13 protein-coding genes are annotated in these 12,476 nt (G+C 59.8%); 6 read left to right on the forward strand and 7 right to left on the reverse strand.

Annotated features, from left to right (window positions below; genetic code table 11):
* Positions 1-3 precede the first annotated feature (3 nt).
* Positions 4-882, forward strand: coding sequence for a 50S ribosomal protein L11 methyltransferase (locus J2X43_RS13595; protein WP_310294645.1), 879 nt, complete (start codon positions 4-6; stop codon positions 880-882).
* 169 nt (positions 883-1,051) lie between these two features.
* Here J2X43_RS13595 and J2X43_RS13600 read toward each other — a convergent pair whose 3' ends face one another.
* Complete coding sequence (locus J2X43_RS13600; RefSeq protein ID WP_310294647.1) at positions 1,052-1,225, reverse strand: hypothetical protein; 174 nt, start codon at positions 1,223-1,225, stop codon at positions 1,052-1,054.
* A 278-nt stretch (positions 1,226-1,503) separates the two neighbouring features.
* On the opposite strand from J2X43_RS13600, the gene J2X43_RS13605 reads away from it, so the two are divergent.
* Positions 1,504-3,339: an aminopeptidase P family protein gene (locus J2X43_RS13605; protein WP_310294648.1), complete on the forward strand. Its 1,836-nt coding sequence runs from the start codon at positions 1,504-1,506 to the stop codon at positions 3,337-3,339.
* A 50-nt stretch (positions 3,340-3,389) separates the two neighbouring features.
* Here J2X43_RS13605 and J2X43_RS13610 read toward each other — a convergent pair whose 3' ends face one another.
* Positions 3,390-3,698 carry an AzlD family protein gene (locus J2X43_RS13610; protein ID WP_112387008.1) on the reverse strand — a complete coding sequence of 103 codons (309 nt, stop codon included), beginning with the start codon at positions 3,696-3,698 and terminating at the stop codon, positions 3,390-3,392.
* Between the two features lie 2 nt (positions 3,699-3,700).
* The gene (locus J2X43_RS13615) at positions 3,701-4,420 is read right to left on the reverse strand and encodes an AzlC family ABC transporter permease (RefSeq protein ID WP_112387451.1); all 720 of its coding nucleotides are present in this window, start codon (positions 4,418-4,420) and stop codon (positions 3,701-3,703) included.
* A 128-nt stretch (positions 4,421-4,548) separates the two neighbouring features.
* Between J2X43_RS13615 and J2X43_RS13620 the strand changes: the two genes are divergently transcribed.
* Complete coding sequence (locus J2X43_RS13620) at positions 4,549-4,797, forward strand: DUF2164 domain-containing protein (RefSeq protein WP_310294649.1); 249 nt, start codon at positions 4,549-4,551, stop codon at positions 4,795-4,797.
* A gap of 3 nt (positions 4,798-4,800) precedes the next feature.
* Here J2X43_RS13620 and pncA read toward each other — a convergent pair whose 3' ends face one another.
* Both pncA and J2X43_RS13630 read right to left on the reverse strand, forming a co-directional pair.
* Positions 4,801-5,427, reverse strand: a complete 627-nt coding sequence (gene pncA, locus J2X43_RS13625; RefSeq protein WP_112387010.1) for a bifunctional nicotinamidase/pyrazinamidase — start codon at positions 5,425-5,427, stop codon at positions 4,801-4,803.
* A gap of 223 nt (positions 5,428-5,650) precedes the next feature.
* Complete coding sequence (locus tag J2X43_RS13630) at positions 5,651-6,202, reverse strand: hypothetical protein (RefSeq protein WP_310294650.1); 552 nt, start codon at positions 6,200-6,202, stop codon at positions 5,651-5,653.
* Positions 6,203-6,915: 713 nt separating this feature from the next.
* Between J2X43_RS13630 and J2X43_RS13635 the strand changes: the two genes are divergently transcribed.
* The 3 genes from J2X43_RS13635 to J2X43_RS13645 all read left to right on the forward strand — a co-directional run bounded on the left by J2X43_RS13635 (position 6,916) and on the right by J2X43_RS13645 (position 9,015).
* Complete coding sequence (locus J2X43_RS13635) at positions 6,916-7,263, forward strand: hypothetical protein (protein WP_112387011.1); 348 nt, start codon at positions 6,916-6,918, stop codon at positions 7,261-7,263.
* 139 nt (positions 7,264-7,402) lie between these two features.
* A complete protein-coding gene (tcmP, locus tag J2X43_RS13640) occupies positions 7,403-8,254 on the forward strand; it encodes a three-Cys-motif partner protein TcmP (protein WP_310294651.1) in 852 nt (283 codons plus the stop codon).
* Positions 8,254-9,015, forward strand: a complete 762-nt coding sequence (locus tag J2X43_RS13645) for a DUF5131 family protein (RefSeq protein WP_310294652.1) — start codon at positions 8,254-8,256, stop codon at positions 9,013-9,015. Before tcmP ends, J2X43_RS13645 begins: the two co-directional genes overlap by 1 nt.
* A 5-nt stretch (positions 9,016-9,020) precedes the next feature.
* Here the strand turns inward: J2X43_RS13645 and J2X43_RS13650 are convergent, their stop codons facing one another.
* Positions 9,021-11,477, reverse strand: coding sequence for a UvrD-helicase domain-containing protein (locus J2X43_RS13650; RefSeq protein ID WP_310294654.1), 2,457 nt, complete (start codon positions 11,475-11,477; stop codon positions 9,021-9,023).
* Between the two features lie 68 nt (positions 11,478-11,545).
* Complete coding sequence (locus tag J2X43_RS13655; RefSeq protein WP_310294656.1) at positions 11,546-12,223, reverse strand: DUF1275 family protein; 678 nt, start codon at positions 12,221-12,223, stop codon at positions 11,546-11,548.
* Positions 12,224-12,476 lie beyond the last annotated feature (253 nt).

A 12,476-nucleotide genomic window follows, 5' to 3' on the forward strand; every position in this document is an offset into this window, starting at 1 on the left:
TTCGTGAGTGAAATCCGCCTCTACGTCTCGACCACCGAGAAGCAGGCCGAGCAGGTTCTCGACCTCCTGAGCGAAGTTTTCGGCGAAGAGGATTTCGCCATTGCGACGACCGAGATCGACGAGAAGAAGGACATCTGGGAAGCTTCCGTCTACATGATGCGCGAGGACGAGGACGAGGTGCGGCAGCGCGTCGGCGAGGCGCTGGCGGCTGCCTATCCCGAACTTTCCATCGAGCGCGAGGTGATCCCGGATGTCGATTGGGTGGCGAAGTCGCTGGAAGGTCTGAAGCCTGTCCGGGCAGGGCGCTTCCTGGTGCACGGCTCGCACGACCGCGAAAAGGTGCGCTCCGGCGATATCGGCATCGAGATCGATGCCGGCCAGGCCTTCGGCACCGGCCATCACGGGACGACGGCGGGGTGCCTCGAAGTCATCGACAGCGTGATGCGCTCGCGCACCATCCGGAACGCGCTCGATCTCGGCACCGGCAGCGGCGTGCTGGCAATTGCCGTGCGCAAGCTGAAGAACATTCCGGTTCTTGCGACCGATATCGATCCGATCGCCACGCGCGTTGCCGCGGAGAACGTGCGCACCAACGGCATTGCCAACGGCATCGTCACCAAGACGGCGCCGGGCTTCCATTCGACGGCCTTTTCCGAATACGGACCTTTCGACCTGATCATCGCCAATATTCTGGCACGGCCGCTGATCCGCATGGCGCCGAAGCTGACCGACAATCTGGCGGCCGGCGGTACGGTGATCCTGTCTGGCATTCTGGCATCGCAGCGCTGGAAGGTGCTGTCGGCCTATAACGGCCAGAAGCTTCGCCATGTGCGCACCATCTGGCGCAACGGCTGGGTGACGATCCATCTCGATCGTCCGTAAGGTCAGGGAAAAGCAATACCGGGAAAAAGAAAAGGCGGTGCCAGTGGCACCGCCTTTTGACCGTCAAACGGTCGTGCCCACGAGCTAAGGAGGAGGAGCGCTCGAGTGGGCTCTACAGTTCTGATTGCCGGTCCGTCGAGGGAGGAGGAGAGACGAAGCGGCAAATAGCTCAGAACGCGTAGCTGGGTGCGCCCTTGTGGCGCGTAGACTTGTGGCTGGTGCCGAGCATCTTGAGGCTATCCTCATTGAGCGGGCGGCGCGCGCCGATGACGTGACGGACAGTCTGGCGCTCGCCAGCCTGCACCGGGCTGCTGTAAGCGAAGCGCGACAGAGAGGCAGTCATTTCATAATTCCTTTTTCGTTTGAGGTTCATCTCGAACCCGTTTGATGCGCCCTATATAACCATCCGAAAAAACTCTGGCAGAGGGTTTGCGTCATGGGAGCCATGCATGGAATGCATAAAGCGTGCCAGTTTCGTTTTTCGTGTCACATTTCTGCCAAAATAATGGGCGGCTTGCCTTAAGGGGAGGTGATCTTGTTTTTCTCCACTTCCCTAGGAATTCCGGTAACATAGCGCCAACCGCTCTGAGCGGATTCGGCCTTCAGCATTGGGTTTTCAGCATGTTTCAATCTTTCGAAGTGACCTCCACGCCGCAATTCGGCCGCGATCGCGTCAGCGCCTTGCGTGAAAGTTTCGATGCGCTCGGGATTGATGGCTTCCTCGTGCCGCGCGGCGACGAGTTCAACGGCGAATATGTGCCGAAATGCGCCGAGCGGCTGTCATGGCTGACCGGCTTCACCGGTTCGGCCGGTATCGCGCTGATCGCCCGCACTCAGGCCGTCGTCTTTGTCGATGGCCGTTACGTGACGCAGCTTGCCGAGCAGGTGGACGGTTCGGTCTTCGCCGGCGGTGATCTGGTCAACGAGCCGCCGCATCTTTGGTTGCCGAAGAACGGCAAGGAAGGCATGCGCCTCGGCATCGATCCGTGGCTGCATTCCGGTTCGGAAGTCCGAAAGCTGCAGCAGGCGCTCGCCGAGATCGGCGGAAGTCTGGTGTTTCTGCCGCACAATCCGCTCGACAAGCTCTGGAGCGACCGCCCCGCCGAACCGCTCGGCGCCGTGGCGATCCAGAATATTGCGCAGGCCGGCGTGCTGGCGCGCGACAAGATCGCCACCGTTGCCGCCGACCTTGCGAAGAAGAAGGTGGCGGCGGTGCTGATCGCCGATCCGTCGTCGATCGCCTGGATCTTCAATATCCGCGGCGCCGACGTGCCGCATACGCCGCATCCGCTGGCGCGCGCCATCATCCATGCCGACGGCAAAGCCGAGCTTTTCCTCGACAAGCGCAAGACCGGTATCGAGCAGGAAGCCTATCTGGCGCAGATTTCCACCCAGCTGCCGCCGTCTTCACTGGATGAACGGCTGGCTGCCGTGTCCGAGGATGGTGGCCGGGTGATGATCGACCCCGAGATCGCCTCCTATGCGCTGGCCGAGATCATCCGCAAGGCAGGCGGCGAAGTGGTAGAGGGCGCCGATCCCGCCAAGCTGCCGCGGGCCATCAAGAACGATGTCGAGATCAATGGCTCGGCTGCCGCCCATCTGCAGGATGGTGCTGCCATGGTCGAGTTCCTCTACTGGCTTTCGACGCAGAAGCCCGGCGGTATTACCGAGATCCAGGCGGCCGAAAAGCTCGAGGCGGTGCGCGCCAGCGTTGGCCAGAGCATGCAGAACCCTCTGAAGGATGTGTCCTTCGATACGATCTCCGGTGCCGGTGAGCACGCGGCGATCATGCATTACCGCGTTACCGTCGATACCGACCGGCCGATCCAGGCGGGCGAGCTGTTCCTGATTGACTCAGGGGCGCAATATATCAACGGCACGACTGATATTACCCGCACTGTCGGGATCGGTGCCGTCACCGAGGAGCACAAGCGCTTCTTCACGCTGGTGCTGAAGGGGATGATCCAGATCAGCACGGCGCGCTTCCCGAAGGGGACGCGCGGCTGCGACCTCGATCCACTGGCACGTATCGCGCTCTGGCGGGCAGGGGCCGATTTCGGCCATGGCACCGGCCATGGCGTCGGTTCCTATCTTTCGGTGCATGAGGGGCCGCAGCGCATCTCCAAGCTTTCGACGCAGGAGCTGCTGCCCGGCATGATTCTCTCCAACGAACCCGGCTACTACCGGCCGGGCAGTTTCGGGATCCGCATCGAGAACCTGATCTATGTGCGCGAGGCCGAGGAGGTCGAGGGCGGCGATACGCCGATGCGCAGCTTCGAGACGCTGACCTTCTGCCCGATCGACCGCTCGATCGTCATCCCTGAGCTGCTGACCCATGACGAGCTGCACTGGTTCAACGACTACCACGCCCGCACCCGCGAGGCGCTGATGCCGCTGATCCATGACAAGGATATCCAGGCGTGGCTGGAGAACGCGACGCTGCCGCTGGAATATTGAGCGGTTCAGGGAACGGATAAAGGAAAGGGCGGTTTGGCCGCCCTTTTTCATTACATGCCGATCGTGTGGCGCCAGGCCATAACGATGACCCAGGCAACGCCCAGCATCCACATATGCGAATAGCGCAGGCCGATGACGAGGGCGGCGGCGAGTGCCAGCTTCGAATCCCAGCCGCCGTCGAAGAAGGCGGGGGCGACGAGCGTGGTCAGGACCGCTGCCGGGACGGCATTGAGTGCGGCTTCCATGCGCGGCGGGATGCGCTTCATCGTGGTGATCAGCACGTAGCCGCCAATACGCGTCGCATAGGTGGCGATGGCGGCGGCGATGATGACCAGGACCATGTGAAGGTCAAATTCCATGATCAGACCTCGTGCGGTTCGTTGGCCGGTTCCGGCTGGTGGACGGCGGGAAGCGGCAGGACGGCGGCGAGCACGATTCCTGCTGCTGCACCGAGGCTGACATGCCAGGGCGAGCCGACGAGGTGATAGGCGATGACCGAGGCGACGGCGCTGACGGCTGCGACTGGCAGGAAGTTGTCGCGGCTGCGGAAACCGAGAACGATACCGAGGAAATAGGCGGGCAGCAGGATATCGAGGCCGAGTGTCTTGGGATCGCCGATGAAGCTGCCGAGAACGCCGCCGAGCAGGCTGATCAGCACCCAGGGAACGTAGATGATGATGCCGAAGCCGAAGTACCATGCAAAGGTGACCTGCCTCCCGGATTCGCTGCGCTTGACGGTCTCGGCAAACTGCGGATCGACCAGCAGGAAGAAGGTGAAGAATTTCTGCAGCGCCGTGAAATGGCGGATGTGCTTGGCGATCGCTGCCGAATAGAGAACGTGGCGGAAGTTGACGGCGAGGATCGAGGCGATGATGACCCAGGCAGGGACGTTGCCGCCGAAAAGCTCGATGCCGACCATCTGGCTGGCGCCGGCATAGACCGTGGCGCTCATGAAGGTGAGCTCGGCCAGCGACATGCCGTGATCGGCGGCAAGCGCCCCGAACAGTGCGCCGAAGGGGGCGGAGGCAAGGGCCACGGCAGAGCCGCCCCGCAAGCCATCAACGAATTCCGATCGACTCATCGGCATGCATGCTTCCTTTTTCTCGAATAGGCTTCCTCTAGGAGGCAAAGGCCGCTGCCGCAATCGAATTTCCTTGATTGGACAATTGATTTCGCTGAACGGTGGGCTGCAAACCACGGAGACAGCAGATGGTCGCGATCGAGTTTTCAAAGGATGAGAAGGCGCAGCTGATGGCGAGTATCCAGCATTTCTTCGATGCCGAACTCGATCAATCCATCGGTATCATCAAGGCGGAGCTGGTTATGGATTTCTTCGTCAAGGAGGTCGGGGCAGCCTATTACAAGAAGGGGCTGCAGGACGCGCATGCGGCCTTTGCCAAGCGCGCCGAGGATTTTGCCGACGATATCTACGGGCTGGAGCGGGCGGCGACCGACTGAGGCTCAGCCTTCGAGCACGTCGCGGCTGTCGATGATGGCAATGCCGCGGAATTTCATCTCGGCGATTGCGGTCGCGACGCCCTCAGGCGTGATGCCACGGCTGGCATCTTCGATGAAGCGCACCCGGACGCCGGGGATCATGTCCAGCGCATCGATGGCCGAGAACTTGACGCAGTAGTCGGTCGCCAGGCCGCAGACGTCGAGATCGGTGACGCCCTGGTCCTCAAGGAAATCGGAAAGGCCTGTCGAGGCGTCGTGATCGTTGTCGCGGAAGGCGGAGTAGCTGTCGACGCGCGGATCTTCGCCCTTCTGCTGGATGAGGTCGATCTCTTCGGCCTTCAGTTCCGGATGCAGCTCGGAATCGACGGTGTACTGGACACAGTGATCGGGCCACATCATCTGCGGTTTGCCTGCGAGTTCACCCATCTCGAAGGGCTGCTTTCCCGGATGCGAGGAGGCGAAGCTGCCGTGACCTGGCGGATGCCAGTCCTGCGAGGCAACGATGAGCTGGTATTTTCCGCTGTCGATCAGGCGGTTCGCGACCGCCACCACCTTGTCGCCTTCGGGAACAGGAAGATTGCCGCCGGGACAAAAGCCATTCTGGATATCGACGAGCAGAAGAGCTCTCATGCAAGGACTCCGTCAAAGCGTGCCGTCCGCAATCGGGATCGTGAGTATCCACCGATTAGTGGGGGGCTGGCGCTCAGCATGCAAGCCCTATTTTTCGGGTATTTCGATTGATGGTGCGGTACTTTAAGCAGTTCCGCCAATCTGACGGCGCCGTGAAATGCTGCGGCCTTCTTCAAACAATCGTCTTCCCCGGCAAGGCTCCCCCGGCGGAGCCCGGCACGGGTCAGATAGCCTGGATTTCGCCCTGATGGTCTGCCGCATCAGCGGCGGCCGGCGAAGAGCCGTAGGTACTCTGGTAAGCCTGCTGCGATTTCTGGATATCGGTCAGCATATTGGTCAGGAACTGATCGTCTTCGCCGCCGGAGGCATTGCCTGAAAGGGCTTGCGTATCGCCGGAGAGGATTTCGTCTGTCGTCAGCTTGCCGTCGCCATTGGCGTCGAGCGAGGCGAGAATGCCCTGCGGGCCGCTTGCATCGCTGCTGGTGTCACTGCCGTCATCGCTGGCGCCGCTATCGGACTGCTGCTGCATCTGCAGCATCATGTTGAGGATATCGGCGGTGATGCGCTGCACGACGTCTGTGGTGGAACCGCTGTCGTCATCACTGCTGGTGGAGGACGCCTTCGCAGTACTGTTGGCGGTCGTCGAAGCACCGGTGGAAATGTTTGCCGCTGCAAGCTCGTCGGCGGAGATAATGCCGTCGCCGTTCTTGTCGAGGCTCGAAATCGGGGACTGATACTGGGTGAGGGCGCTGCCCAAGGATGAAACGCTGGTCACTGGAACCTCCTTTGCGAGTTCTTCGTGAAGCCCGGTCTTCATGGCCGGACAGGAGCCGGGCTAAGCCGATTTGCGGAGGTGGTCAAAGCGACGTTTTGACAGGGGATAACTGCGATTGACGGATGGCTGCGACGCAGTTTAATCTTTCGTTTACCGTATTTATTTCATTGAAATCGTTATTGAATTTTTGTCTTCCGCGGCGGAATCCATGTGCTATTGGCGTCCGCCGGTTGCGCATGGCCAGCCGTCTCGGCAGCCAGCGGGTGCAATGCGCTGTTTGACGCTGCTTGTGCTGCTGCGGCAAATTGTCGGGCGATTTTGCGCTTCCCGCGCGGCGGAAGAATCAGCGCGCTCGTTTCCGTTCGCCGAAAACAATGAAGGCGCGAACCCCGGCCCGCGCCTCCGCTTCGTTCTCATCGAGGGCTCAAGTTCCGATGATCTTGTTGCAAGCCATGGCGATGCCCGGATTGCCGAGCACGGCGGCCAGGAGCGCGAGGGCGATCATCGGCAGCGAGTAGCGTTTCATCTGCATCCTCCTTTGCCAGCCCGCGCGCAGTATGCGGGAAGAGGTGCCGTGGACGAAGTCACGAAAGGGTGACATCGCCGATGCCCGGGCCACCTAAGCTTCGTCGCGCGCGGCACCTGCAGACGGGCTCTTGCCGATCCCGGCCATTTCTGCCTTTCTTTCGATAACCGTCATCGGGAGGAGAGCGATGGCCGAGCCGGACCCTGAGGAGAAGATCGATTCGACGTTCCGCAACGGTTCGCTGACCGCGGCCGGGATCATCCTCGGCTTCTCACTGAACTTCATCGGCCGCTGGGTCTCGAACCCCAACGACTGGAGCCGCATCGACATCGTGCCAATGGTCTTCCTGACCATCGGCATCGCCATCCAGGTCAAGGTCTTCGCCGACCTTCTCGCCCGCGACTCGCTGATCGCCGCCAAATACGACCGTTCACGCCGGCTGTTTCTGATCGGACTGGTGATCGTGGCGCTGGGGATGGGGATCGCGCTGCTGAATGATATTCTTGGGCTGGGGTCTATGCAGATGTTGGGGTGAGGTTAGGTTTCGTAGACCTCTGCTTGAATCCTTATTAAATTCAGGGTTGTGTTATTGCTAATCCTGTGTAGTTTGTTCCTTTATTGTTCACGGAGGGGCAGACGTGGTGCAAAGATCCTTTGGTAGCACGCATACAAAGGTGAAGCTCGATACGGTATTTAATTACGCAAATTTCTACACAAAAGTCTTGCGAAACAAACCCTCTCCGGAGAGACCGTTTAGGTTGCATTATCTTGATGCGTTCGCAGGGACCGGCGAAATTCCACTGGGAGTCAGCTTGCCGACGCTGGAGGGCATAATTGATGCTGAGGAAGTAATTGTTGGCTCTGTGCGACGCGCACTTAGCGTCGATGTGCCATTTTCTCGTTACGTGTTTTCTGATCTCCGCCGCAAAAATACCAAAGAACTGCAGACCCTAGCGGCCGACTATTCGCACCTTAAAGATCACATTGAGATCGTTGGACGTGATGCTAACGATGTCGTCAGAGATTTTTGCTCGAGTTTGGGTAAAGGTGATAGGGCGCTAATATTCTTGGACCCATTTGGAAACCAAGTTCGATGGGAGACACTAGAGATTATCGCGGCAACGGAAAAAGTCGATCTGTGGTATCTTTTTCCGGCATGGTTGGGGATCGCGCGTCAGGTTAAAAATAACGGCCAAGTCGTAAAGGAAGCTGAGCGATCCATTGATAGCATGTTCGGACCGTTCGATTGGCGTAGTCATGCGATAGCAAAAACTACTTCCTCTCAAGGTGATTTCTTCGCAGACGCGCCGGTTGAACTAGAGAAAATTGCCAGCGCTGACGGAATGACGCGCTTCATGATTGAATGTATGGCGAGCATTTTTGGCGGCGGCGTTGCTAAAAGTTGGCTTCCGCTCGGTAGAGGAGGTCAGCCACACTATTCGCTGCTTTTCGCGTGCTCTAATCCAGGCAAGCGTGCGAAGGAACTAGCTCAAAAGGTTGCGCGCGAAATAATGACGAGGAAGTAATGGCGGGCCTATCTGATATCGAATGGACTGATGCCACATGGAATCCGGTTTCGGGATGCACCATAATCTCACCCGGATGCACTAACTGCTACGCAATGCGGATGGCGGCGCGACTAGATGCTATGGGGCATGCCGGCTACCGCGGGACAACAAGAAAGAGTGGCAAGCGGCAGGTTTGGACAGGCAAAGTCGTGTTGAACGATCGTGTTGTCGAGGCTCCAATTTCCTGGCGCAAGCCGCGCATGATATTTGTTAATTCCATGTCTGATCTTTTTCAGGACAAGGTTCCGGTCGATTTCATCCGTCGCGTATGGGAGACTATGAGCGATGCACATTGGCATGTCTTCCAGATCTTGACGAAGAGACCGGACAACATGGCAAGGATATTATCGTCCGGCGAATTTCCCATTCTCGAAAATGTATGGCTTGGAACTTCCGTAGAAGGTAGCGACTTCACGTTCAGAATCGATGAGCTTCGAGCGACGCCGGCGGCCGTCCGGTTCGTTTCATTCGAGCCACTTTTGAAGAGCGTGGGTCCAGTTAAATTAGATGATATTGATTGGGCTATTGTCGGCGGTGAGTCTGGGCCTGGTGCACGCCCTATGGATGTAGACTGGATTGATGAAATCAAGGCAGCCTGCGATTACTCCGAAACGGCATTCTTCTTCAAGCAATGGGGAGGTGTGAATAAGAAGAAGGCTGGACGGGAATATCAAGGCAAAACTTGGGATGAGATGCCTCGGGCGGCGATCTCAACTTAAAAGGTTCAAACCCGCTCTACAAACCCATCAAGCACGCGCTTCTGCCCCGCCCGGTCGAAATCGATCGTCAGCTTGCTGCCCTCGATGCCGGTGATGTTGCCGTTGCCGAACTTGATGTGGAAGACGCGGTCGCCGGTCTGGAATTTTGAGGGTTCGGCGGAGGTCGATTTGGCGACGAGTTCGCCTTCGATGGTGCGGCCCTTGGGGCCGCTTTCGCCATAGCCGATGCGCTCGACGGCGTGGCCGGAGCGGCTGCCCCAGTTGTCGCGGGTGGCTTCGGTCTTGTTCTGCTGGGCGCGCTTCCAGCCGGGTGTCGAATAGGAATTGGAGAAAGGGTCCGACTTGTCGAAGCGCGACTGGCCATAGCCGCCGCGGCCATAACCGCCGTAGCTCTGCTCGACTTCGGCGACTTCGACATGGCTTTCCGGCAATTCGTCGAGGAAACGCGAGGGGATCGTCGATTGCCAGAGGCCGTGGATGCGGCGGTTGGAGACGAACCAGATGTGGCAGCGGCGCTTGGCGCGGGTGATGCCGACATAGGCGAGGCGGCGTTCTTCCTCGAGGCCGGCGCGGCCGCTTTCGTCGAGCGAGCGCTGATGCGGGAAGAGGCCTTCCTCCCAGCCGGGCAGGAAGACGGTCTCGAATTCCAGACCCTTGGCGGAGTGCAGCGTCATGATCGAGACGGCGTCGAGGTTCTCGTTCTGCTCGACATCCATGACCAGCGAAACGTGCTCGAGGAAGCCGCGCATCGATTCGAAACTGTCCATCGAGCGGATCAGTTCCTTCAGGTTGTCGAGGCGTCCGGGCGCTTCGGCACTCTTGTCGTTCTTCCACATGTCGGTGTAGCCCGACTCTTCGAGGATCTGCTCGGCGAGATCGGTATGCGGAGTTCTTTCAAGCATTTCCTGCCATCGGCGGAACGATTGAATCACGTCGAACAGTGCCTTGCGGGCCTTGGGTTTCAGCTCATCGGTCTCGATGATATCGGCGGCTGCCGCCAGCATCGGGATGTCGCGGGCGCGGGCATAGTCGTGAAGGGCGCGCACCGTGGTGTCGCCGAGGCCGCGCTTCGGCGTGTTGATGATGCGCTCGAAAGCCAGGTCGTCGGAAGGCTGCGCGACGAGGCGGAAATAGGCCATCGCATCGCGGATTTCGAGGCGCTCGTAGAAGCGCGGGCCGCCGATGACGCGGTAGTTTAGACCGAGCGTCACGAAGCGGTCTTCGAACTCGCGCATCTGGAAGGAGGCGCGCACCAGGATCGCCATGTCGTTCAGATTGTGCTTGTCGCGCTGGAGCTGCTCGATCTCTTCGCCGATGGCGCGGGCTTCCTCTTCCGAGTCCCAGGAGGCATGCACCTGCACCTTGACGTCGTCAGGGTCGGAGCGATCGGTGAACAGCGTCTTGCCGAGGCGGCCCTCGTTATGGGTAATCAGGTGGGCGGCAGCGCCCAGAATATGGGCGGTCGAGCGGTAGTTGCGCTCCAGCTTGATGACCTTGGCGCCCGGGAAATCCTTCTCGAAGCGCAGGATATTGTCCACTTCGGCGCCGCGCCAGCCGTAGATCGACTGGTCGTCGTCACCGACGCAGCAGACATTCTGCGGCTCGCCCTTGGGACGCTGCGCCAGCAGCCGCAGCCACATATATTGGGCGGTGTTGGTATCCTGATACTCGTCGACGAGGATGTAGCGGAAGCGGCCGTGATATTCCTTCAGCAGATCCGGGTTCTTGCGGAAGATATGGATCGGATGCATCAGCAGGTCGCCGAAATCGCAGGCGTTCAGCGTCGAAAGGCGGTTCTGGTAGGCGAAATAGAGTTCGCGGCCGCGGCCATTGGCAAAGGCGCGGGCATCGCCTTCCGGAATATCGGCGGGGCTGAGGCCCTTGTTCTTCCAGGTGTCGATCATCCCGGCGAACTGCTTGGCCGGCCAGCGCTTGTCGTCCAAGCCTTCGGCCTGGATCAGCTGCTTGATGAGGCGCACGACGTCGTCGGTATCGAGAATGGTGAAATCGGCGCGCAGGCCGACGAGCTCGGCATGGCGGCGCAGCAGCTTGACACCGATCGAGTGGAAGGTGCCGAGCCAGGGCATGCCCTCTACGGCGCCGCCGACCAGATGGGCGATACGCTCCTTCATCTCGCGGGCTGCCTTGTTGGTGAAGGTGACGGCGAGGATCTGCGAGGGGAAGGCGCTGTTGGTGTTCAAGATGTGAGCGATGCGGGTGGTCAGCACTCGTGTCTTGCCGGTGCCGGCGCCGGCGAGCACCAGGACGGGGCCTTGAAGCGTTTCGACGGCTTCTGTTTGTTCCGGGTTGAGGCCCGAGAGATAGTCCGGCTTCTGGTTTGCGCCATTTCGCGCCGCCATGGCGCGAGCCGCGAGGCCGCCGCCTTGCGCGGCGGGGACCGCTTTGCGCGGTGCCTGCGGCTCTTCGTCGAAGAAGGGAATATCGTCGAAACTATTGCTCATGCCGCGTAATGTAGTGATTCGGTATCGAAAGACCAGAAAAGATGTTCTGCTTCCGTACCCCCAGGCTTTTATGGGGTTTGCTGTGACTGGAAGGCCAGCGTCACCGAAACCAGCGCCAGGAGCGGCGGAAGGGCGAAACACCAGATGCCCACGAGGACATAAGCCAGTGCCGCCAGTCCGCAGCCAAGCGCGAAGGAGGCGACGGCGAGCGCCATCTTCGACAGCCGGGTTTTCACCGGCGCAGCAGCGTCAATGGGCGTTCCCTGTGCCAGGTCGGCGAGATCGATCATCATCTGCGTCGTCGTGCCGGTCATCAGCGTTGTGGGCGGCGCGCTGGCTAGATGGATGCGGTGCACGGCATTCTGAATGGCCATGGCGACCACCAGCAACATGCCTGTTGTCACCAACGGCAAGCCGTCCGGATCGGCGAATGGGCCAAGGCGGATCGCCATGACAGCGGCGGCGATCAGGAACAGGAGCTTCAGGATCAGCATCAGCCGCAGGCTGCGGTCTTCAACTGTGGCTGTCAGGCGCGTCACATAACGCAGCAGAAAGATCGTCAGACAGAAGACCGGCAGCGCCAGAAGCTTGGCGATGATGCCCGATGTCCCCGATATCAGCGCCGCGCCCAGCGTCACGAAGTTGCCGGTGACGTGGGCGGTGAACAATCCGCCGAGTGCCAGGAAGCCCGCGGTATCGACATAGCCTCCGGTGAAACTCAGCAGGAAGGGAAGGGCGCGGCGCATGGTTCTGCCTTATTCTGGGGAGGAGTGTCGCCGGTTTTATTGCGCTATTCTGGTGCCGCTAAAGAAGTGAACGGTAAAATTTCCCGAATAATCGCTCATTCTCAAGCAAAAGTGACTTGCATCGCCCCTTTCCGGGCCGCGCCCAGATTACAATTCTGTAATGACGGACGGATACGCTTGAAGCCGGTTTGTAAAGGGGTGATATTGCCGCAGACAGGCGGGAATCTTGCCCCATACGCCTCTTTCGACCGAC

Origin of the sequence: Rhizobium sp. BE258, assembly GCF_031457345.1 — a bacterium.
Lineage (GTDB): Bacteria > Pseudomonadota > Alphaproteobacteria > Rhizobiales > Rhizobiaceae > Rhizobium.

Coding starts and splice junctions, on each gene's coding strand:
- pncA (WP_112387010.1), bottom strand. CDS start 5,427: ATGAGAGCTCTTCTGCTCGTCGATATCCAGAATGGCTTTTGTCCCGGC.
- J2X43_RS13635 (WP_112387011.1), top strand. CDS start 6,916: ATGGCCGAGCCGGACCCTGAGGAGAAGATCGATTCGACGTTCCGCAAC.
- J2X43_RS13655 (WP_310294656.1), bottom strand. CDS start 12,223: ATGCGCCGCGCCCTTCCCTTCCTGCTGAGTTTCACCGGAGGCTATGTC.
- J2X43_RS13610 (WP_112387008.1), bottom strand. CDS start 3,698: ATGGAATTTGACCTTCACATGGTCCTGGTCATCATCGCCGCCGCCATC.
- J2X43_RS13645 (WP_310294652.1), top strand. CDS start 8,254: ATGGCGGGCCTATCTGATATCGAATGGACTGATGCCACATGGAATCCG.
- J2X43_RS13615 (WP_112387451.1), bottom strand. CDS start 4,420: ATGAGTCGATCGGAATTCGTTGATGGCTTGCGGGGCGGCTCTGCCGTG.
- J2X43_RS13600 (WP_310294647.1), bottom strand. CDS start 1,225: ATGACTGCCTCTCTGTCGCGCTTCGCTTACAGCAGCCCGGTGCAGGCT.
- J2X43_RS13650 (WP_310294654.1), bottom strand. CDS start 11,477: ATGAGCAATAGTTTCGACGATATTCCCTTCTTCGACGAAGAGCCGCAG.
- J2X43_RS13605 (WP_310294648.1), top strand. CDS start 1,504: ATGTTTCAATCTTTCGAAGTGACCTCCACGCCGCAATTCGGCCGCGAT.
- J2X43_RS13620 (WP_310294649.1), top strand. CDS start 4,549: ATGGTCGCGATCGAGTTTTCAAAGGATGAGAAGGCGCAGCTGATGGCG.